Raw genomic sequence first — 19,362 nt, 5'->3', positions numbered from 1 at the left:
GCCGGTTTACTATCTATATAGACAATATAAAATATATTGATCGGGGAGGGTAGCATTATGAGTATTCGACCTGCTGCTGTAGCCGGGCTATTTTATCCGCCAACCAAAACGGATTTATACCACTTATTATCCGAAATGTTGCCATCACGCAGCCCTACTCATCCGAAAGCATTAATTGTACCGCATGCCGGTTATATTTATTCCGGGGCCATTGCAGGGCAAGGTTTCAGCTTATTGAAAAAGGGTGAATCTTTCGACAGGGTTTATCTTTTTGGTCCAAATCATAGGGTGCCGTTAGAAGGCTGCGCTGTACCTGAAAGTGAATTCTTCTCTACTCCTTTGGGTGAGTTACCCGTCGATCAGAAAGCGACTGCTGCATTGTTAAAACTTCCGTCGGTGATCGCTTCCGACGATGTTCATGCCCAAGAGCATTGTTTAGAGGTGCAGCTGCCTTTTTTGCAATATTTACACATTAGCGCCCCCATCGTGCCGGTGGTGGTGGGTGAGTGCCCGGCTTCAGTAATGGCGGATATTATTGAGCCACTACTGGCTGAGCCGAAGACTCTCGTTATTATTAGTACAGATCTGAGCCATTTTCATACCTATGAAAACGCGTTACAGATTGATGCACATACTGACCTCAAAATAATGAATGCGGATCATGATATTAAGCCGACAGAGGCGTGTGGCTGTCATGCTTTGAATGGTTTTTTACTGGCGGTTAAAAGGCAGAGCATGACGATAAAAAAAATGGCGCTCGGTAATAGTGGTGACACCGTCGGCGATAAAAACCGAGTAGTTGGCTATGGTTGTTATGTCGTCTATTGAGCTGAGTGACGAGAAAAAAAAGGCGCTCGTTGCTTGTGCCAGAAGGTCCATTCAGCAGGCGTTGTCCGGGCAGTGGGATCAGAATCCCGCAGAATTGTTATCGGATGAAAACGCTGCGACCTTTGTGACGCTGAAGCTGCAAGGAATGTTGCGTGGTTGTATAGGGTCACTTCACGCCAGTCAGCCTCTTATGTTGGATGTTTGGCAGAATGCTTATAATGCGGCGTTTCGTGACGCCCGGTTTTCACCGCTAACGGCCAATGAGTTTCCTTTGATGCAGATAGAAGTTTCTGTATTGACCCCCCCCGTTGCATTGAATATCGATAGTGAACAAGCGCTGCGTGATATACTTCGCCCAGGTATTGATGGCGTCATACTGGAAGAGGGCATGCACAGAGCAACCTTCTTACCGGCCGTATGGGAAACGTTACCAAGGCAGGAGGATTTTTTACTGCATTTAAAGCGTAAGGCAGGGTTGCCTGATGATTATTGGAGTCCATCAATCCGAGTCTCGCTCTATCAGGCGATTAAATGTTCCGAGTTTCCTGATTATTGATTGAGTAAATGAGTTAGTAAGTTAGTTATGTGTGGTGCCTCTTTATGTCCTCTTTGAAATACCTTTCCGCGTACGCGCCAGAGTTGCAAAATCAAGTTAAACAAATGATTGAACAGCAACGTTTGGCTGATTTTTTGCTGAAAAAATATCCGGATACGCACGACATCAGTAACGATAAATATTTACGTGCATATGTCATGGCGCTAAAAAATCGCTATTTAAAAAAGTCAGTTCCGCTGAGCAAAATTGCTTATGACAGCAAGATACATGTGATCAATAATGCGTTAGGTTTGCATAGTTATGTGTCGCGGATACAGGGCGCCAAACTGAAAAGTAAAAATGAGATACGTATTAGTGCTATCTTTAAAAAAGCGCCTGAAGCGTTTTTGAATATGATTGTTGTGCATGAGTTGGCCCATCTCAAAGAGAAAGAGCATAACAAAGCTTTTTATCAGCTTTGCCAATATATGCTGCCCGAATACCATCAGTTAGAGTTTGAGATGCGTTTATATCTAACGCACTTGGAACGCAATGGGGCGCTTTATTCTTAAATTGCTGTAGAATGCGCGCCCGTTAAGTAACATTCAGATCAGTAATTAACAGAGAGCGCTATGGACTACGAATTTAGTATTGATGAGTTAGGACGTCCGCGGGCTAAATTTTCCATGGGGGCCGAAGCGATAGGTCGTTGGTTTTCTGAAGAGCTGTCTGATGATCAGCAGCAAATTAATCAATTAGTGGCAATTGTTGAAACACTGGAACAAGGCACAATAAGCGATTACCAGCAGTCGGGTAAAGAGTTTCAATTGCGGCTCAATCAAAATGAAATTGAAGTCGTTGCGTTAGCGCTTGACCTTGGTTTTGATGATGAGCTTCCAGAAGAAACTAACCTGTATGATGAAGAATCGTATGCCGGTTGTGGCTTGCCCGACTTTAAGCAAGCGCTGTTATCGTGGCAATCGTTTGTCGCTTAGCCTGTAACCTGACATACAGAGCTGACGGCTAATTATCATATTCAGCCAGATAGCTTTACAATAAGCTTCGTACATATTTTTATAAAGCTGCAGTGAAATCATGAACAGAAAGAAAAAAATAAATAGCATTCTTATTAAGCGAGCCAAAAAGGCTAATAGTAAGCTCAACCCTAGTACCAAGCCGCGTTACATCTCGAAAGAAGACCGAGCTAAATCCGAAAACCCAGAATGAATGGGGGGATTGCCATAACGAAGTGTCTTAGCCTCTTTCCTTATACATCTTGTTACGATTAGCAGCGTTTTGTAATGGTAGGCTCAGAGTGCCGTTAGCGTAGAAAGTAGGTTGTTAACCTTGTCATAAGTCTCTTGATATTCCATCTCACTAATTGAATCGGCCACAATTCCACCGCCTGCCCAGCAATGGATCTTATTATTTTCGACCAGTAGTGTTCGAATGGTAATGCTGGTATCCATCTGACCGGTGGTACTGATGTAGCCAATACTGCCGCAATAGATGCTACGCCGATGTGGCTCCAGTTCGTCAATGATTTGCATAGATCTTATTTTGGGCGCGCCAGTAATAGAGCCGCCCGGAAAACAGTGTCGCAGAAGGCTTACCGGTGACTCGTCAGGTTCCAGTGTGCCGATGACTGTGCTCACCAGATGATGTACATTTTTATAACTCTCAACGGCAAACAGAGAAGGAACCTTGACGCTATGGGGCTGGCAGGCTTTGCTAAGGTCGTTACGCAGCAGGTCGACTATCATGACATTTTCAGCTTGATCTTTTTTAGAATGGCGTAGCTCTTCTGCCAGCTGTTGATCCTTTTGCGGGTCTGTTCCGCGAGGGCGTGTACCTTTAATTGGCTGGGTAATGACATGGCCGTCTTTATCGGTCGCTAAAAAGCGCTCAGGAGACAGCGACAGAACGGCGCCATGTTGCGTATCGAAATAGGCAGCGTAGTGTGTTGGCGCGGCAGTGCGAAGTTGTTGATAAGCGTGCCATGGGTCTCCGCTGCACGTTGCGCTGAATCGTTGTGCCAGATTGACCTGATAGCAATCGCCTGCATGGATATAGTCATCAATTTTTGCCAATGCCTGATGGTACTCTGTCTCATTCAGGTTACTGGCAAACCCGGAAGTTAGTTGAAATGCTGGATTTACATGGGGTGCTGCTTTAGAAATTTGCTCTGCAATTTTATCAAAGGCCGTGGCACTAATAAGGTGTGATCCATTCAACCAGGCAGTTTGCGTGTGGTGATCGATAATAATGGACCAGCTATACAAGCCGACATGCATCTCCGGTAAAAGCGTATCATTGATGGCTTGATCGGGTAGGTCTTCCACCGCCCGGCCCAGATCGTAGCTGAAATGACCTACCAGCCCTCCATTAAATGGTAACTCGTCATGTGTTTCTGTCAGTTTCTCTGTGGGCGCTTCAGTCTGACTGCTTCGTGAGTACTGATAGAGCGCCTCAAGTGCTGAAAACGGATCCTGATTCGTTGAAATATCAATAGGCAGGTTATGACCGGTGAGTACGCCATGTTGGTAGCTTAACTGGCATAACGGAGCCGCCACCAGAATATCAAAACGTCCTCGCTCACTGTCGGGCTTACCACTGTCTAGCAGAACGGCATTACCCATGCCTCTGATACGTTCAAAGTAGCGGATTGTGCTGGTTTTATATGACAGTGAAATGCGCTTAAGCACCCGATGAACCTTATAGTGAAAAAAGAACTGCATTTTACGCATCCTACTTATGGATAGCGAGCATATGGATAACGAGAGTTACTCTTTGCCTGTGTTTATCTGTAGGTTGATTCACGTATACTGGATTGTAGACAATCTATAGGAATTGGATTCATTTATGCGAAAAGGCCAGAATGCCAGTCGACAAGAGCTGCATTTAGCAGATCAGGTCATTACCTACCGTATCTACAAAAACCCCAAAATAGATAATGATAAAAAACTAGTATTACTGCATGGCGCGGGAGTTGCCGGGGAAGATACCTGGGGCTTGATTGCATCAATGCTTACGCAGTGGCAGGAGATATTAGTGCCTGATCAGCGCGGGATGGGAGATACCTATTACCCTGATCGCTGCGAATATCCTTTCAGTGCTCAGGTGCTGGTGGCAGATTTGAATGCGCTGGTGGACCATCTTGGCTGGTGGGAGTTTGATCTGGGAGGTTACTCTCTTGGCGGGATGGTATGCATGCTGTTTAAACAACAGCACTCAGAGCGGGTGAAAAAGCAGTTTTTATTAGAGTCGGCATTATTGGATCGCCCTTGCTGGAATTCTACGCTTCAGTTGCGGCAGCGTTATAGTGAGGCAGCAAATCACTTGCGTAGTGATAACCGGGATATTGGTATTCGAAATTTTATGGACACTATCTCTCCAAATCGAAGGACTTCAGTACAAATTGATGACCTGACCGCGTCGCGTTTAGGGCGAAGGCCGTTGGGTTTTGCCTATGCGCTGGATTGTGTAACCGAAGCGATTAACAGTATTGATAGAGAGTCGTTAGTTGCCGCTCAAGGGGATGTGACCAGTCTCATAGGCGGCTTGAGTGTTGATCTGATGCATCAATACCATAGAGATATGGCAGAAGGCTTGCCGAATTGGCACTATTTTATGGTGCCCGGGACAGACCATTCTTTACCTTTTCAGAAGCCGCGACAGATAGCCAGAATAATGAATGAGGAGACCCTGAGGTTTCGCTAGTCTTGAGTCGGATAATAGTAAGGGAAAACTCTTAAACTTTTGTATAGTGTTGACAACTTTATTCTTTTATACGGTTGACGCGCCTAAAATGGCGATGTATCGTTGGTTTTATAACAGATTGTCGACAATCCTAGCAGGCAGGTTGTAATGGCAGATATAAAAATAATGAATGATGCTCCGGTAGAAAGTCGCACGCTAGCTGATAAAGTGTGCGAACAAATAATAAATGCCATCGTCGTGGGTGAAATACCTCCCGGCCAGAAGATTAGTGAGCCTGAGCTGGCACGTATTTACGGTATCAGTCGTGGGCCTTTACGAGAAGCAATGAGACGACTTGAAGCACTGCGTTTAATTGAGCGTAAACCACACATTGGTGCGCGAGTCGTAAAGCTTAACGAAAAAGAACTGATCGAAATATACCGGGTTCGCGAAGCATTAGAAGGCATGGCATGTCGCATGGCGGCAGAGTTCATGACAGATGAAGAGATAGCCAGTTTGCGAGTCTTATTAGATGAACATGATCGCTCAATAACACAGCTGGATGGTCAGTCCTACTTTCAAAAAGAGGGTGACCTGGATTTTCATTACCGAATCGTGCAGGGCAGTAAAAACGACACATTGTTGGAACTGCTCGGCAGTGACCTTTACCACTTGGTACGTATGTACCGCTATCAATTCAGTATATCGAGTTCTCGTCCTACGCGTGCACTCAAAGAGCATCGACAGATTGTTGATGCGATTGAGGCGAGGGATCCCGAGTTAGCAGAGATTTTGATGCGCCGGCATGTTAGTGCAGCGCGCAAGAACATTGAAGAGAAGCTGAATATATCAACTGACCTCAAAGGGGAAAAACATGGCTAAACTGACTGCAGGCGGACGTTTCCGCAAAGCGCTACTAGAAGCAAAACCACTACAGATCGTTGGTACAACAAACGCTTATCATGCCATGATGGCTGAGCGTGTCGGCCACAAAGCTATCTACCTTTCCGGTGGTGGTGTGGCTAATACCTCGTATGGTCTGCCTGATCTGGGTATGACGTCCATGAACGATGTTCTGGAAGATGTGCGTCGTATAAGCAGCGCTGTAGAAACTCCTTTGCTGGTTGATATTGATACGGGTTGGGGCGGAGCTTTCAACATCGCTCGTACTATTAAAGAGATGACTAAAGCAGGCGCTGCCGCCGTTCATATCGAAGATCAGATTGCTCAGAAGCGTTGTGGGCATCGTCCGAATAAAGAGATCGTTTCCCCTCAGGAAATGGTTGATCGTGTTAAAGCGGCTGTTGACGCTAAAACAGATGATGATTTCTTTATTATCGCACGTACCGATGCTTTCCAGATGGAAGGTCTTAACTCTGCCGTAGATCGTGCTCAGGCATGCCTTGAAGCCGGTGCTGATGGCATCTTCGCTGAAGCTGTGCATACACTGGAAGATTACAAAGCGTTTGCGGACGGTATTAATGGTGCCCACTTGCTAGCGAACATCACTGAGTTTGGTGCTACCCCCTTGTTTAATACTGAAGAGCTGGTAGCTAATGGTGCTTCAATGGTGCTGTATCCGCTTTCCGCTTTTCGTGCGGCCAACAAAGCAGCATTGAATGTATACGAAGCTCTGCTGCGCGATGGCGATCAGAAAGCGGTTGTTGATACGATGCAGACACGTATGGAGCTTTACGATTTCCTGAACTACCACGATTTCGAACAGAAATTAGATGCGCTTTTTGCAGAAGGTAAAAATAAGTAAATTTGTTGATTAGCTGTAATCGCAAGATTTTAACTCAATAATTAGAAATAAACTGGCACGGGAGGGTAACCCTCCCAATGACAGAAGGAGAAACCGGATGGCAGAAGCAAATAAACTGAGTGGTGCGGGCCTGCGTGGTCAGTCTGCTGGTGAGACTGCACTCTGTACTGTGGGGCAAACCGGTGCAGGTCTGACTTACCGTGGTTATGACATTAAAGAACTGGCTGATAAAGCTCAATTTGAAGAAGTGGCATACCTGTTGTTGTATGGAACTTTGCCAACACAGGCAGAGTTAGATGCATATAAAGCCCGTCTGAAAGGTATGCGTTCATTACCGGCAGCACTAAAAACTGTTTTGGAGCAAATTCCTGCCAACGCACATCCGATGGATGTCATGCGTACGGGTTGTTCGATGCTGGGGAATCTTGAAACCGAGTGGGTTTTCGATAGTAAGCTGGATCATGTTGATCGTATGTTGGCGGTATTTCCGGGTCTGATCAACTACTGGTACAACTTCAGTCATCATGGCAAACGTATCGACGTAGAAACGGATGCGGATTCTATCGGTGAGCAATTCTTGTGGACGCTGCATGGTAAAAAACCAGATCCATTGCATGTTAAAGTTATGCATGCGTCTCTGATTTTGTATGCAGAGCATGAGTTTAACGCCTCTACTTTTACAGCACGTGTATGCGCTTCTACGCTGTCTGATATTCATAGCTGTGTAACCGCTGCGATTGGAACACTACGTGGTCCTTTGCATGGTGGTGCAAACGAAGCGGCCATGGATATGATTCAAGACTGGAAAACGCCTGATGAAGCGGAAGCTGAAATCATGGGTATGCTGGAGCGTAAAGATAAGATTATGGGCTTTGGGCATGCAATTTATCGTGAGTCTGATCCACGTAATGCCATCATCAAAGAATGGTCTCGTAAACTGTCTGCACAGGTAGGTGATACGGTGTTATTCCCTGTCTCTGAGCGTGTGGAAGCGGTTATGTGGCGTGAGAAAAAGCTTTTCTGTAATGCTGATTTCTTCCATGCCTCTGCTTACAACTTCATGGGTATTCCAACTAAGTTGTTTACTCCGATCTTTGTATGTTCGCGTGCTGCAGGCTGGACTGCACACGTTATGGAGCAGCGTGCGAATAACCGAATCATACGTCCGAGCGCCGATTATACCGGCCCTGATTCTTCTGAATGGGTTGATATCGAAAACCGCGGCTGATTTTGATTGGTTTTTAACGTTGATTAAGAAGAGGGTAGGCATTTTTAGTGCCTGCCCGGCCTCTCTGAACATTACTCGATGGAGTAAGCTATGAATACTTTATATCGCAAATCATTACCGGGCACAAAACTGGATTACTTCGATACACGTGCGGCAATCGAAGATATTCAGCCTGGTTCCTATGCAAAACTTCCTTACACTTCTCGCGTGTTAGCCGAGCAGCTTGTACGTCGTTGTGAGCCAGAAACCCTGACCGACTCACTGAAGCAGCTTATTGAATTCAAACGTGAGTTAGATTTCCCCTGGTATCCTGCACGTGTTGTCTGTCATGATATTTTAGGCCAGACAGCTTTAGTTGACCTGGCAGGCCTGCGTGATGCAATTGCTGAACAAGGTGGTGACCCATCTAAAGTAAACCCTGTGGTGCCTACTCAGCTGATCGTTGACCATTCTCTGGCGGTAGAAGCGGCTGGTTTTGATCCCGATGCATTTGAAAAGAACCGTGCGATTGAGGATCGTCGTAACGATGACCGCTTTCACTTTATCGAGTGGTGTAAGACTGCATTCGATAACGTCGATGTGATCCCTGCGGGTAACGGCATCATGCACCAGATTAACCTGGAAAAAATGTCTCCGGTAATCCAGGCGCGTGACGGCGTTGCTTACCCGGATACTTGTGTCGGTACTGACTCTCATACCCCTCACGTAGATGCCTTAGGTGTAGTCGCGATTGGAGTGGGTGGGCTTGAAGCTGAAACCGTCATGCTAGGTTTGCCATCTATGATGCGCCTACCTGACATCATTGGTGTGAAGTTGATCGGTAAGCGTCAGCCAGGTATTACAGCGACTGATATCGTACTGGCCATTACTGAATTCTTGCGTAATCAGAAAGTTGTTTCTTCTTATCTGGAATTTTTCGGTGAAGGTGCTAAAAACCTAACGATCGGTGACCGTGCAACTATCTCCAACATGACGCCTGAGTTTGGTGCATCTGCGGGTATGTTCTACATCGATGAGCAGACAATTGATTATTTGAAGTTGACTGGTCGTGAACCTGAGCAGGTCGCTCTTGTTGAGCAGTACGCTAAGCTGACAGGTCTATGGGCGGATGATCTGGAAAATGTTGAATACGAACGTGTTCTTGAATTTGATCTGTCTACTGTTGTCCGCAACATGGCTGGTCCGTCTAACCCGCATCGCCGTCTGCCAACCTCTGCGCTGAACGAGCGCGGTATCGCCAGCGACGACATGCTGGCAGCGGCTAAGGCTGAAGAGGCTGAAGGCCTGATGCCTGATGGCGCGGTTATTATTGCCGCTATCACCTCGTGCACCAACACCTCAAACCCACGTAACGTCGTGGCTGCAGGCTTAATAGCTAAGAAAGCCAACCAACTGGGTCTGCTGCGTAAACCTTGGGTTAAGACCTCTTTCGCCCCCGGTTCTAAGGTTGCCAAGCTGTATCTGGAAGAAGCCGGCCTGCTGTCTGAGATGGAGCAGCTAGGCTTCGGAATCGTTGGTTACGCTTGTACTACCTGTAATGGTATGAGTGGCGCGCTGGATCCTGTGATTCAGCAAGAGATCATCGATCGTGACCTGTATGCCACCGCCGTACTGTCCGGTAACCGTAACTTCGACGGCCGTATCCACCCGTATGCTAAGCAAGCGTTTCTGGCGTCGCCTCCGCTGGTAGTAGCTTATGCGATTGCCGGTACGATACGTTTTGATATCGAGAAAGATGTACTGGGGACTGATAAAGACGGTAACCCGGTCACTCTGAAAGATATCTGGCCGAGCGATGAAGAGATCGATGCGATCGTCGCCAAGGCCGTTAAACCTGAGCAATTTAGCCAGGTTTACATCCCGATGTTTGATTTGGGTGCGGTAGAAAAGTCTGTCAGTCCGCTGTACGACTGGCGTCCACAGACCACCTACATCCGTCGCCCTCCATACTGGGAAGGTGCTTTAGCGGGTGAGCGTACGATGAAAGGTATGCGTCCACTGGCCGTGCTTGGGGATAACATCACAACCGATCACCTGTCTCCATCAAACGCCATTCAGGCGTCTAGTGCCGCAGGCGAATATTGCGCCAAAATGGGTTTGCCGGAAGAAGATTTTAACTCTTACGCAACGCATCGTGGTGATCACCTGACAGCACAGCGTGCAACCTTTGCTAACCCTAAGTTGCTCAACGAAATGTGCCTGGATGAAAAAGGTAACGTCAAGCAGGGATCATTGGCACGTATCGAGCCGGAAGGCAAAGAGAGCCGCATGTGGGAAGCGATTGAGACCTACATGGAGCGTAAGCAGCCGTTAATTATCGTAGCGGGTGCTGACTATGGTCAGGGTTCATCACGTGACTGGGCTGCCAAAGGTGTGCGTCTGGCAGGTGTTGAAGCGATTATGGCGGAAGGTTTTGAGCGTATTCACCGTACTAACCTTGTTGGTATGGGTGTCTTGCCGCTGGAATTTAAAGCGGGTGATACACGTAAAACCTATGCCATTGATGGTACAGAAACCTTTGATGTAGAAGGCGATATTTCTCCTCGTGCAGATCTGACAGTCATCATTAATCGCGCTAATGGCGAAACGGTTAAAGTGCCTATGACGTGTCGTTTGGATACGGCTGCCGAAGTGAATGTCTACAAGGCGGGTGGTGTGTTGCAGCGTTTTGCTCAGGATTTCCTGGAAGGTAAAGCTTAAGCATTACATCGGTGTGTAACCGGTAGCGTTGTTGTTTGCTGTTTACCGCTTGCTGTTATTGCAGCAGGCGGTAAAAAGCGCAGCGTATACCGGTTTTAACCACAGTATTAAACTCAGTTTTAAACCCAGTATTAAGAACAGTAGTAGAAACAAGAAAGCCCTTAATTACTCCAGTTGAGCAGATGATTAACAGAAAAGTGTCGTCATAGCTGACGTTATTAAGGTTTTTCTGAACCGTGTTGTTGCATGAGTTGCATGAGTTGCATGAGTTGCATGAGTTGAGTGAGCTGATTGGTTAGCAGCGCCCCAATAGACAGGCCCATTAGCTAGGCCAAAGCAGACAGGATAAGAAATTATGTCACACGTCCCCCAGATTAAAATCCCCGCTACTTATATCCGTGGCGGTACCAGTAAAGGTGTATTTTTCCGCCGTCAGGATCTTCCTGAAAGTGCTCAGGTTGCTGGTGCAGCGCGCGATAATATTCTATTGCGCGTGATTGGTAGCCCGGATCCCTATGGCAAGCAAACAGATGGTATGGGCGGTGCAACCTCTAGCACCAGTAAAACGGTTATTTTGGATAAGAGTAGTCAGCCAGATCATGATGTTGATTATCTGTTTGGCCAGGTAGCTATCGACAGAGCCTTTGTTGATTGGAGTGGTAACTGCGGTAACCTCACAGCAGCAGTAGGTGCCTTTGCCATTAGTGGTGGTCTGGTCGATGCAGATCGCATCCCGCAGGACGGAGTGTGTGTCGTGCGTATCTGGCAGGCTAACATCAAGAAAACGATTATTGCGCATGTGCCTATGACTAACGGCGAAGTTCAGGAAACAGGTGATTTTGAACTGGATGGTGTTACCTTTCCGGCAGCAGAGGTCCAGGTTGAGTTTATGGACCCCGCTGATGGCGATGGAGCTATGTTTCCCACGGGTAACCTGGTTGATGATCTTGAAGTGCCGGGTGTAGGCACTTTCAAAGCAACCATGATAAATGCCGGAATTCCGACCATTTTCCTTATTGCTGATGAAATTGGTTATGACGGCACTGAACTTCAGGACGCGATTAATGGAGACCCTGCTGCACTGGAAAGATTTGAAACGATTCGCGCATACGGTGCAGTTCGCATGGGGCTGATTGAGGATATTTCTGAAGCAGTCGCACGTCAGCACACGCCAAAAGTTGCCTTCTGTGCACCGGCGCAGAACTATGTTTCTTCCAGTGGAAAGCAAGTAACTAGCGATGATATCGATGTGGCGGTGCGTGCTCTTTCTATGGGTAAACTGCACCATGCGATGATGGGGACTGCAGCCGTAGCTATCGGCACGGCGGCCGCTATTCCGGGCACACTGGTTAATCTGGCGGCGGGCGGTGGTGAGCGTAGTGTTGTTACTTTTGGTCATCCATCAGGCACGCTTAAAGTGGGTGCAGAAGCCAAGCAGGTTGACGGCGAATGGACGGCAACTAAAGCAATTATGAGCCGTAGTGCTCGTGTGCTGATGGAAGGTTGGGTTCGCATACCAGGCGATTCGTTTTAAGTGGTAGCGGTTCACGTTTTATTGAGTTTACCGTTTGAAGTAGGGATGTGGTAAATCTGACTGCCTATCAGGACAGATTTGCTTCTACTTCTTTGTTCCCTGCATGGCTCTTGCCATGCAGGTTTTTTTTGTCCTCTCTATGGGATTGTCGATACATTATTCTCTGGCAAGTGTTAACTCTGGCTTGGGTTGTTTATCTGCCGGCAGTTCGCCGATTAGCATTAAGCTCTCTTCGGCAAAACCAATACCTGCTTCGGTATAAAAGTTAAACACATTGTCAATACCCGCATTGATAAGCTGCTCTCGCTGATCCTGAAAGCGCGCTATCGCTGCTATTTGTCCCTGATAATTCGCATTACGTAGTTGAATGGTAATGTTCTTATCATCCTCAATCGAAGGCAGTGCAAGTAATACAAGCTTGATAGCAGAGGAATCAAAGCTTTCCCACAGATCAGCGTCTTCACCGTCACCAAAAAATACATTCAGCCCTTGTTGCTGGAATTCTTTAACACGTAAGCGGTCAGCATCCATACCCACGACACGTTGATCTACCATGTTTTGCAGTGCTTTAAAGGCACCTTTACCTACGCGTCCAAGACCAATAACCAGTATTTCAGCACGGGCTGGTTGGATAAAAAGATCTTCTGTTAAGCGTGTGTTGCTTTCGAAGCGCTTTATCAGGTTTTTATACTGTCCGTAAATTTGATGGGCGTGGCCGTAGAATAAGCTGGTTAAAATAAATGAAAATGATACCGCGAGTGCCAGAATAACCAGCCATTCTTTATTGATCCAGCCGGAATCTACGCTTAGCGCAGTGACAATCAGACCAAACTCACTGAAATTACTTAAGGCCAGAGCGGATAGAAACGATGTGCGGCCGCGCAGGTTCAAGCGTGTGAATATGAAGAAAAATAGTACAAATTTAATAAGAATCAGGCTGGAAATCATGGCCGCCATGCCTATCATTGACCAGTTAGGTAAGGCCGTGAACCCAATTGAGAGGAAGAAGCCAATCAAAAAGAGGTCTTTAAAGCTTAACAGTGACTTTGTTAGTTCACTCGCTTTTGGGTGATGGCTGAGTAGTACACCAAATAAAAGAGCGCCTAAATCGCCTTTAACACCCACGAGAGAGAAAAGTTCATAACCACCCAAAGCCAGGAAAAAACCGGTAAGTGGCAGCATCTCTCCATGTCCGGCTCTGTTGAGTAAGGCATCCAAAAGCGGGCGAATAAAAATCAGTCCAAACAAGCCTAGCGCCCATATAGACGGGATCTTGCCTGTGGCAAACACCAGGAAAATAACGGCAACAACATCTTGCATAACCAGAATTCCCACGGCAATTTGTCCATGCCGGGTTTTCATCTCGCCACTTTCTTCAAGAAGTTTAATAATGCATACGGTGCTGCTGAAACTTAGTGCAAAACCCAGTATGGCAGCTGCTTGAAAGCTCATGTCTGTAAAGTATGGAAACGCGACGACTGCAAGTAATAGTGAAGAGGAGCCGAACAGTAATGTCCAGATGCCCATGTGGGAGAGTGTGCTGGCCCATATTTCCCGTTTAAACAGGTAGGAGACATGTAGTTTAAGGCCGATGGTAAACAGCATTAGAGTAATGCCAAGGTCGGCTAGCGTGTTGAGTGACTCTGTAGGTGCGACACCAATGAAATGCAGTACGAAACCCGCTAACAGGAAACCTATAAGTGGAGGCAGAGAGAGTAGTTTTACGGCCAAGCCGCAAACAAATGCAAATAGAATCCAGATAAAGTCCATAGTTCCCTACAATTTTCGTTGAATGGGTTTGTGCAGCGCTGCACTATGATAAGATATTTCTTTTGAAATCATAGCCGTAACCAACATATTATTATTGCATTTTTTCATTAGTTTTTGGCATATCAAGTGTTTTGAGGAACAAGCATGTTTAAGAAGCTGAGATCAATATTTTCATCCAGCGAAGAGTCGCAAGAAAAGGCGCCTGAAGTTGTCGAGCAGTCTCAAGAAACGCAAGAAAATAAACCCGATGATATCAAGCCTGTGGATTCAGACGTTGTAGAGCTTGATGCGGTGAGTCTTGTACCTGAAGTGGCTAAAAAAATCACACCTGCAAAGGAAGAACCGTCTGCCGATCTGGTCGCTGAGCCCCTTGAAAAGGACGTAGACGTTGTCGCCGCCAAGCCAGAAGCTAAACCCGAAGCTAAACCCGAAGTTAAACCCGAAGTTAAACCCGAAGTTAAACCCGAAGTTAAACCCGAAGTTAAACCCGAAGCTAAACAGGCTGCTGAAGTTAAGCCGGTAGATGAAGAAAAACCAGAGCAGGCAGATGAAGCAAGGCCGGAAGATGAGGCAAAGCAAGCGCCTGTAATCGCGGCAAAATCTGCACCAGCTGCGGGCGAAGAGCCGGCTAAACAGGGTATGTTTGCTCGTATGAAGGCTGGGTTAAGCCGGACTAAAGCGAATTTGTCTGAGAAACTAGGTAATCTTTTTCTGGGTAAAAAAGAAATTGATGATGAGTTACTGGAAGATATCGAAACCTTGCTGCTGACGGCCGATGTTGGTGTTGAAGCCACTAGCGAAATTATTGGCCGCTTAACGGATAGGGTTACGCGAAATCAGCTGGCTGATGCTCAGGCATTACATCAGTCGCTAAAGCAGGAGTTGGCAGCATTGCTTGGTCAGGTTGAGCAGCCGCTAGTGGTTGATACGCAGTGCAAGCCCTACGTTATTCTAATGGTTGGAGTGAATGGCGTGGGCAAAACGACCACTATCGGCAAATTGACTAAGCGCTTTCAGGCTGAAGGCAAGTCAGTTATGTTGGCCGCGGGTGATACTTTCAGGGCGGCAGCCGTAGAGCAGCTACAAGTATGGGGGCAAAGAAATAACGTACCGGTCATCGCTCAGCATACCGGCGCAGACTCCGCTTCTGTGCTATTTGATGCGTTGCAGTCAGCCCAAACCAAGAATGTTGATGTATTGATTGCGGACACCGCCGGGCGCTTGCAGAATAAAGATCATTTAATGCAGGAGCTGGAAAAGGTCGTACGCGTAATGCGTAAAAAAGACATTTCTGCACCGCATGAAGTGATGCTCGTTCTGGATGCGGGTACCGGACAGAATGCAATGAGTCAGGCCCGGATCTTTAAGGATGCTGTCGGAGTGACGGGTATCACATTGACTAAGCTGGATGGTACAGCCAAGGGCGGAATTATATTTGCCATCGCTAAGCAGTTGCAATTGCCTATTCGTTACATAGGTGTGGGTGAACAGATAGATGATCTTCGCCCTTTCGTCGCAGAAGAGTTTGTGGCGGCGTTATTTGATTAGAGACCTTTACACGATTAATTTGTTGATTTCACTGTGTATGAATCGATTGGTATTAGGTTAATTGTACTGTATATTTATCCATGTTTTTAACAGGATGAGAGTATTGCCGTGATAGGGCGCTTAAAGGGTGAGTTAATCGAAAAGCAGCCGCCGCATCTGCTGCTGGACTTACATGGAGTTGGGTATGAAGTCGAAGCTTCGATGAATACCTTTTTTCGTCTACCAGACATTGGCCAGATTGTTGTTTTACATACGCATTTTGTTGTGCGTGAAGATGCTCAGTTGCTCTATGGTTTTATCGATAAAAAGGAACGTAGCCTGTTTCGCTCCTTGATTAAAGCGAATGGTGTTGGCCCCAAAATGGCGATCTCTATCCTTTCGGGTATGACAACAGAAGAGTTTATTGGTTGTTTGCAGCGAGAAGATGCCGCAGCCTTGACGCGTATTCCGGGTGTAGGCAAAAAAACAGCAGAGCGTCTGATTGTCGAATTAAAAGACAAGCTTAAAATTCTCCAGCAAGATGAACCTGCCGATTTCCAATTAACCGGTACGGACCTGCCAAATCAGGCTCAGCACTTTGCGGGTTGCAGAGAAGAGGCCGAAAGCGCCTTAGTGGCATTAGGCTACAAGCCAGTACATGCGACCAAAGCGGTGATTCAGGCAGAGCAGCAGCTAGGCATGAATGTCAGTACTGAAGAGCTGATTCGTCTGGCGTTAAAATCGATGATATCTGGTTGATAATGAGTTGATAGAAATACGGGGCAGTTATACATGATCGAAGCAGATCGTTTTATTTCGTCTGTCAGTGCACCGGTGGAAGAGCAGCATGATCGTGCTATACGCCCCAAAAAACTGGCTGACTACACCGGACAGCCTGTTGTTAAAGAACAGATGGAGATTTTTATTCATGCGGCGAGAAAGCGTAAAGAAGCGCTCGATCATACACTGATTTTTGGTCCGCCCGGATTAGGCAAAACAACCTTAGCGAATATCATCGCGCATGAAATGGGTGGTGATATTAAAACCACGTCCGGCCCGATCATCGAAAAAGCAGGTGACCTGGCTGCTTTGCTGACTAATCTTGAAGCGGGCGATATTCTGTTTATCGACGAGATTCACCGTTTAAGTCCGAATGTTGAAGAGATTCTTTATCCCGCGATGGAAGATTATCAGTTGGATATAATGATTGGCGAAGGTCCGTCGGCGCGTTCAATTAAGCTGGATTTGCCACCCTTTACCTTAGTCGGGGCAACAACTCGTGCGGGGTCTTTGACCTCTCCGTTGCGTGATCGCTTTGGTATCGTTCAGCGTCTTGAGTTTTATAATATTGAGGACCTAACACAGATTGTTATCCGTTCAGCGAGGTTATCCGGTTCACGTATTGATCCGGAAGGTGCTAAAGAGGTCGCTAAGCGAAGTCGTGGAACGCCACGTATCGCCAACCGATTATTACGCCGCGCCCGTGATTATGCAGAAGTAAAATGTGACGGTGTTATTACTCAGGATGTGGCTAATCTGGCTCTGAATATGCTCAGTGTGGATGAACGTGGTTTTGACCACATGGACCGCCGTTTATTATTGGTCATGATTGAAAAGTTTGGTGGTGGTCCGGTAGGTATCGACAGTCTTGCAGCAGCCATCAGTGAAGAGCGGGATACCATTGAAGATGTGCTTGAGCCTTTCCTAATTCAGCAGGGCTATATTATGCGAACACCTCGAGGGAGGGTTGTGACTGATCATGCCTATCTGCACTTTGGTATTGATAAGCCTGACACGGGTCAATAAACCTTATAAAAAAGCCGTGTTTTATTCTCTGCATATTTTGGTACACGCGTCAGCAGTTTATGCTGCAACTGTGATACTAACAATAAGAGAGAAACATTATGTCATCCTCATTGACTGCCGCTCAAGAAAAGATAATTAAAGCCGAACTGTTGGATCTACTCGCTAATTTACGTGAAGATGTAGGGCATGAGCTCCACGATCAGCAAGGTGAGCGAGTACATCAGGCTATGAAAGAAGCTCATGATATGGGTGATGAGGCATCTGCAGACCTCGAGTCAACTATCAACCTCGTTAATATGTCTCGTCACCTGCATGAAATCAAGGAATGCCAAGAGGCTTTGCAGCGTTTAACCAATGGCGAGTATGGCTTGTGTGTCGGTTGCGGAGAGGAGATAGAATTGAATCGTTTAAAAGCGAATCCAGTATCCTCCCGCTGTTTATCCTGCCAGTCTAAGGAGGAGCAACAGCATCCTGATGTGCATCATGCTTCTTTGTAGCTAATTGATTCGCCGCTGAGGGCTTGTTGTCTAAGTGTTTACCCGAGTACGAAAATCAGCCTTCGGCCTTTTGTCTGGTGTTTAATTGGGGAAAAGGTGACACGGATAAAAAATAACCACTACATTTACTTCGCCCTTCTTGTATAAATCTGCGCGCCTGCTATTGTTTGCGCACTCTGCGATAAATGCTTACAAAGCGCTATTACAAATAAGCTGGTGGCTTGAAATATGAACTTTTCAATCATGCCGCTATCTCAGAAATGGCATCTGCCTGTCAGGCTTTGATCAGATGTTTTATTAAACAATGACTATTCCTATAATCTTGATTGGTTAATAGGTTTTTTACGGAGAAAACGCAGTGGTCGAACAGTTGTCGATCTGGAGCCTCGTTATCAATGCCAGCGCCGTTGTTCAGGTAGTTATGGCTATTTTGGTACTCGCTTCTTTTATATCCTGGATAATGATATTTCAACGTTTTAGCGTTATTCGTAACACGGCGAAAGCATTACGTAATTTTGAAGACAGGTTTTGGTCGGGCATTGATTTAGGGCAGCTCTATCGTGAAATTTCGGATGCTTCCGGGAAAATCAGTGGCGCTGAAACTATTTTTTGTGCAGGCATAAAAGAATATACACGGATGACACAGCAGAAAAGCTACGACCCGGATGCCGTGATGGAAGGCGTACAGCGTAGTATGCGTGTAGCACTGGCCCGCGAAGAAGAAAAGCTGGGACAACATCTTCCTTTTTTGGCTACGGTTGGTTCGACCAGCCCTTATATTGGCTTATTCGGAACCGTATGGGGAATAATGAACTCTTTCCGGGGTTTGGCGAATGTGCACCAGGCGACGTTAGCCTCTGTGGCACCCGGTATTTCCGAAGCTTTGGTGGCGACAGCCATCGGGCTTTTTGCGGCAATTCCGGCTGTTATTGCCTATAACCGCTTTGCTGCTAAGTCAGAATGGCTGATGAATAACTATGAAACCTTTGCAGATGAATTTTCCAGTATTCTGCACCGCCGTATTCATTCGCCGATCTAATGGTTTAATACGATGATCAGACGGAAAAGAAACAAGCGCAAACTCAACGCCGACATCAATGTAGTTCCGTACATTGATGTGATGATGGTGCTGTTGGTGATTTTTATGGTAACGGCGCCCATGTTGACACAAGGTGTTAGTGTCGAGCTTCCTCAGGCCTCAGCTGAACCAGTTGATGCTCAGGATCAGGAACCAATGATTGTAACGGTAGATAAAGAGGGTCTTTATTATATCAATATCGGTGGTGACGAGACTGAAGCGATCAGTAGAGAAGAAGTGGCTTCCCGGGTAGAAAAAGTCATGAGTGTGAACCCAAAACAATTGCTGCTGGTCAGAGGAGACAAAAACGTTTATTACGATAAAGTTGTGCAGTTGATGTCTCTTATGCAGCAATCGGGTGCCACCAGTGTCGGTTTGGTAACTGAGTAGGGTAT

General features: G+C 46.6%; 19 protein-coding genes. 17 read left to right on the top strand and 2 right to left on the bottom strand.

What is annotated here, in order from left to right; translation table 11 throughout:
• The first annotated feature begins 57 nt into the window (after nt 1-57).
• The 5 genes from amrB (at nt 58) to BM099_RS16840 (ending at nt 2,590) form a co-directional block, all read left to right on the top strand.
• Nucleotides 58-828, top strand: a complete 771-nt coding sequence (gene amrB, locus BM099_RS16860) for an AmmeMemoRadiSam system protein B (RefSeq protein WP_090729648.1) — start codon at nt 58-60, stop codon at nt 826-828.
• Complete coding sequence (gene amrA, locus BM099_RS16855) at nt 815-1,384, top strand: AmmeMemoRadiSam system protein A (RefSeq protein ID WP_090729713.1); 570 nt, start codon at nt 815-817, stop codon at nt 1,382-1,384. The genes amrB and amrA overlap by 14 nt, the downstream gene beginning before the upstream one ends.
• Before the next feature lie 44 nt (nt 1,385-1,428).
• Nucleotides 1,429-1,935: a M48 family metallopeptidase gene (locus BM099_RS16850; protein WP_090729646.1), complete on the top strand. Its 507-nt coding sequence runs from the start codon at nt 1,429-1,431 to the stop codon at nt 1,933-1,935.
• A 60-nt stretch (nt 1,936-1,995) separates the two neighbouring features.
• Complete coding sequence (locus tag BM099_RS16845; RefSeq protein ID WP_090729644.1) at nt 1,996-2,358, top strand: YacL family protein; 363 nt, start codon at nt 1,996-1,998, stop codon at nt 2,356-2,358.
• A 100-nt stretch (nt 2,359-2,458) separates the two neighbouring features.
• Entirely contained in the window at nt 2,459-2,590 is a 132-nt protein-coding gene (locus BM099_RS16840; RefSeq protein ID WP_090729642.1) for a DUF2986 domain-containing protein, read from the top strand.
• Between the two features lie 83 nt (nt 2,591-2,673).
• Here BM099_RS16840 and pabB read toward each other — a convergent pair whose 3' ends face one another.
• A complete protein-coding gene (pabB, locus tag BM099_RS16835) occupies nt 2,674-4,101 on the bottom strand; it encodes an aminodeoxychorismate synthase component I (RefSeq protein ID WP_232349122.1) in 1,428 nt (475 codons plus the stop codon).
• A gap of 124 nt (nt 4,102-4,225) precedes the next feature.
• Here pabB and BM099_RS16830 point away from each other — a divergent pair, with 124 nt between their 5' ends.
• From BM099_RS16830 to prpF, 6 genes are all read left to right on the top strand, one after another.
• The gene (locus BM099_RS16830; protein WP_090729640.1) at nt 4,226-5,083 is read left to right on the top strand and encodes an alpha/beta fold hydrolase; all 858 of its coding nucleotides are present in this window, start codon (nt 4,226-4,228) and stop codon (nt 5,081-5,083) included.
• A 147-nt stretch (nt 5,084-5,230) separates the two neighbouring features.
• The gene (locus BM099_RS16825; RefSeq protein WP_090729638.1) at nt 5,231-5,944 is read left to right on the top strand and encodes a GntR family transcriptional regulator; all 714 of its coding nucleotides are present in this window, start codon (nt 5,231-5,233) and stop codon (nt 5,942-5,944) included.
• Nucleotides 5,937-6,827, top strand: coding sequence for a methylisocitrate lyase (prpB, locus tag BM099_RS16820; RefSeq protein WP_090729636.1), 891 nt, complete (start codon nt 5,937-5,939; stop codon nt 6,825-6,827). Before BM099_RS16825 ends, prpB begins: the two co-directional genes overlap by 8 nt.
• 97 nt (nt 6,828-6,924) lie before the next feature.
• Complete coding sequence (gene prpC / locus BM099_RS16815; RefSeq protein WP_090729634.1) at nt 6,925-8,055, top strand: bifunctional 2-methylcitrate synthase/citrate synthase; 1,131 nt, start codon at nt 6,925-6,927, stop codon at nt 8,053-8,055.
• Nucleotides 8,056-8,145: 90 nt separating this feature from the next.
• The gene (acnD, locus tag BM099_RS16810) at nt 8,146-10,755 is read left to right on the top strand and encodes a Fe/S-dependent 2-methylisocitrate dehydratase AcnD (protein WP_090729632.1); all 2,610 of its coding nucleotides are present in this window, start codon (nt 8,146-8,148) and stop codon (nt 10,753-10,755) included.
• A 355-nt stretch (nt 10,756-11,110) separates the two neighbouring features.
• A complete protein-coding gene (prpF, locus tag BM099_RS16805) occupies nt 11,111-12,289 on the top strand; it encodes a 2-methylaconitate cis-trans isomerase PrpF (protein WP_090729630.1) in 1,179 nt (392 codons plus the stop codon).
• A 156-nt stretch (nt 12,290-12,445) separates the two neighbouring features.
• Here the strand turns inward: prpF and BM099_RS16800 are convergent, their stop codons facing one another.
• Entirely contained in the window at nt 12,446-14,059 is a 1,614-nt protein-coding gene (locus tag BM099_RS16800; RefSeq protein ID WP_090729629.1) for a cation:proton antiporter family protein, read from the bottom strand.
• A gap of 144 nt (nt 14,060-14,203) precedes the next feature.
• Here BM099_RS16800 and ftsY point away from each other — a divergent pair, with 144 nt between their 5' ends.
• From ftsY to tolR, 6 genes are all read left to right on the top strand, one after another.
• A complete protein-coding gene (ftsY, locus tag BM099_RS16795) occupies nt 14,204-15,607 on the top strand; it encodes a signal recognition particle-docking protein FtsY (protein ID WP_090729627.1) in 1,404 nt (467 codons plus the stop codon).
• Nucleotides 15,608-15,715: 108 nt separating this feature from the next.
• Nucleotides 15,716-16,345 carry a Holliday junction branch migration protein RuvA gene (ruvA, locus tag BM099_RS16790; RefSeq protein WP_090729626.1) on the top strand — a complete coding sequence of 210 codons (630 nt, stop codon included), beginning with the start codon at nt 15,716-15,718 and terminating at the stop codon, nt 16,343-16,345.
• A 33-nt stretch (nt 16,346-16,378) separates the two neighbouring features.
• On the top strand, nt 16,379-17,392 hold the full coding sequence (gene ruvB, locus BM099_RS16785) for a Holliday junction branch migration DNA helicase RuvB (RefSeq protein ID WP_090729624.1): 1,014 nt from the start codon (nt 16,379-16,381) through the stop codon (nt 17,390-17,392).
• Between the two features lie 98 nt (nt 17,393-17,490).
• Nucleotides 17,491-17,889, top strand: a complete 399-nt coding sequence (locus BM099_RS16780; RefSeq protein ID WP_090729620.1) for a TraR/DksA family transcriptional regulator — start codon at nt 17,491-17,493, stop codon at nt 17,887-17,889.
• Between the two features lie 358 nt (nt 17,890-18,247).
• Entirely contained in the window at nt 18,248-18,928 is a 681-nt protein-coding gene (tolQ, locus tag BM099_RS16775; RefSeq protein WP_090729618.1) for a protein TolQ, read from the top strand.
• Between the two features lie 12 nt (nt 18,929-18,940).
• Nucleotides 18,941-19,357 carry a protein TolR gene (gene tolR, locus BM099_RS16770; RefSeq protein ID WP_090729617.1) on the top strand — a complete coding sequence of 139 codons (417 nt, stop codon included), beginning with the start codon at nt 18,941-18,943 and terminating at the stop codon, nt 19,355-19,357.
• Nucleotides 19,358-19,362: the final 5 nt, after the last annotated feature.

It is taken from the genome of Neptunomonas qingdaonensis (genome assembly GCF_900113275.1).
In the GTDB taxonomy this organism is placed as follows: Bacteria; Pseudomonadota; Gammaproteobacteria; order Pseudomonadales; family Balneatricaceae; genus Neptunomonas; species Neptunomonas qingdaonensis.
The sequence above is the reverse complement of the archived record's forward strand: the minus strand, read 5'-3'. Positions and strand labels throughout refer to the sequence as shown.

Excerpts from the sequence above, each read along its gene's own strand:
- BM099_RS16845 (WP_090729644.1), top strand. The coding sequence starts at position 1,996 with ATGGACTACGAATTTAGTATTGATGAGTTAGGACGTCCGCGGGCTAAA.
- BM099_RS16840 (WP_090729642.1), top strand. The coding sequence starts at position 2,459 with ATGAACAGAAAGAAAAAAATAAATAGCATTCTTATTAAGCGAGCCAAA.
- BM099_RS16800 (WP_090729629.1), bottom strand. The coding sequence starts at position 14,059 with ATGGACTTTATCTGGATTCTATTTGCATTTGTTTGCGGCTTGGCCGTA.
- ftsY (WP_090729627.1), top strand. The coding sequence starts at position 14,204 with ATGTTTAAGAAGCTGAGATCAATATTTTCATCCAGCGAAGAGTCGCAA.
- BM099_RS16830 (WP_090729640.1), top strand. The coding sequence starts at position 4,226 with ATGCGAAAAGGCCAGAATGCCAGTCGACAAGAGCTGCATTTAGCAGAT.
- prpB (WP_090729636.1), top strand. The coding sequence starts at position 5,937 with ATGGCTAAACTGACTGCAGGCGGACGTTTCCGCAAAGCGCTACTAGAA.
- prpC (WP_090729634.1), top strand. The coding sequence starts at position 6,925 with ATGGCAGAAGCAAATAAACTGAGTGGTGCGGGCCTGCGTGGTCAGTCT.
- tolR (WP_090729617.1), top strand. The coding sequence starts at position 18,941 with ATGATCAGACGGAAAAGAAACAAGCGCAAACTCAACGCCGACATCAAT.
- prpF (WP_090729630.1), top strand. The coding sequence starts at position 11,111 with ATGTCACACGTCCCCCAGATTAAAATCCCCGCTACTTATATCCGTGGC.
- BM099_RS16825 (WP_090729638.1), top strand. The coding sequence starts at position 5,231 with ATGGCAGATATAAAAATAATGAATGATGCTCCGGTAGAAAGTCGCACG.
- acnD (WP_090729632.1), top strand. The coding sequence starts at position 8,146 with ATGAATACTTTATATCGCAAATCATTACCGGGCACAAAACTGGATTAC.
- amrB (WP_090729648.1), top strand. The coding sequence starts at position 58 with ATGAGTATTCGACCTGCTGCTGTAGCCGGGCTATTTTATCCGCCAACC.
- amrA (WP_090729713.1), top strand. The coding sequence starts at position 815 with ATGTCGTCTATTGAGCTGAGTGACGAGAAAAAAAAGGCGCTCGTTGCT.
- pabB (WP_232349122.1), bottom strand. The coding sequence starts at position 4,101 with ATGCAGTTCTTTTTTCACTATAAGGTTCATCGGGTGCTTAAGCGCATT.
- ruvB (WP_090729624.1), top strand. The coding sequence starts at position 16,379 with ATGATCGAAGCAGATCGTTTTATTTCGTCTGTCAGTGCACCGGTGGAA.
- BM099_RS16780 (WP_090729620.1), top strand. The coding sequence starts at position 17,491 with ATGTCATCCTCATTGACTGCCGCTCAAGAAAAGATAATTAAAGCCGAA.
- BM099_RS16850 (WP_090729646.1), top strand. The coding sequence starts at position 1,429 with ATGTCCTCTTTGAAATACCTTTCCGCGTACGCGCCAGAGTTGCAAAAT.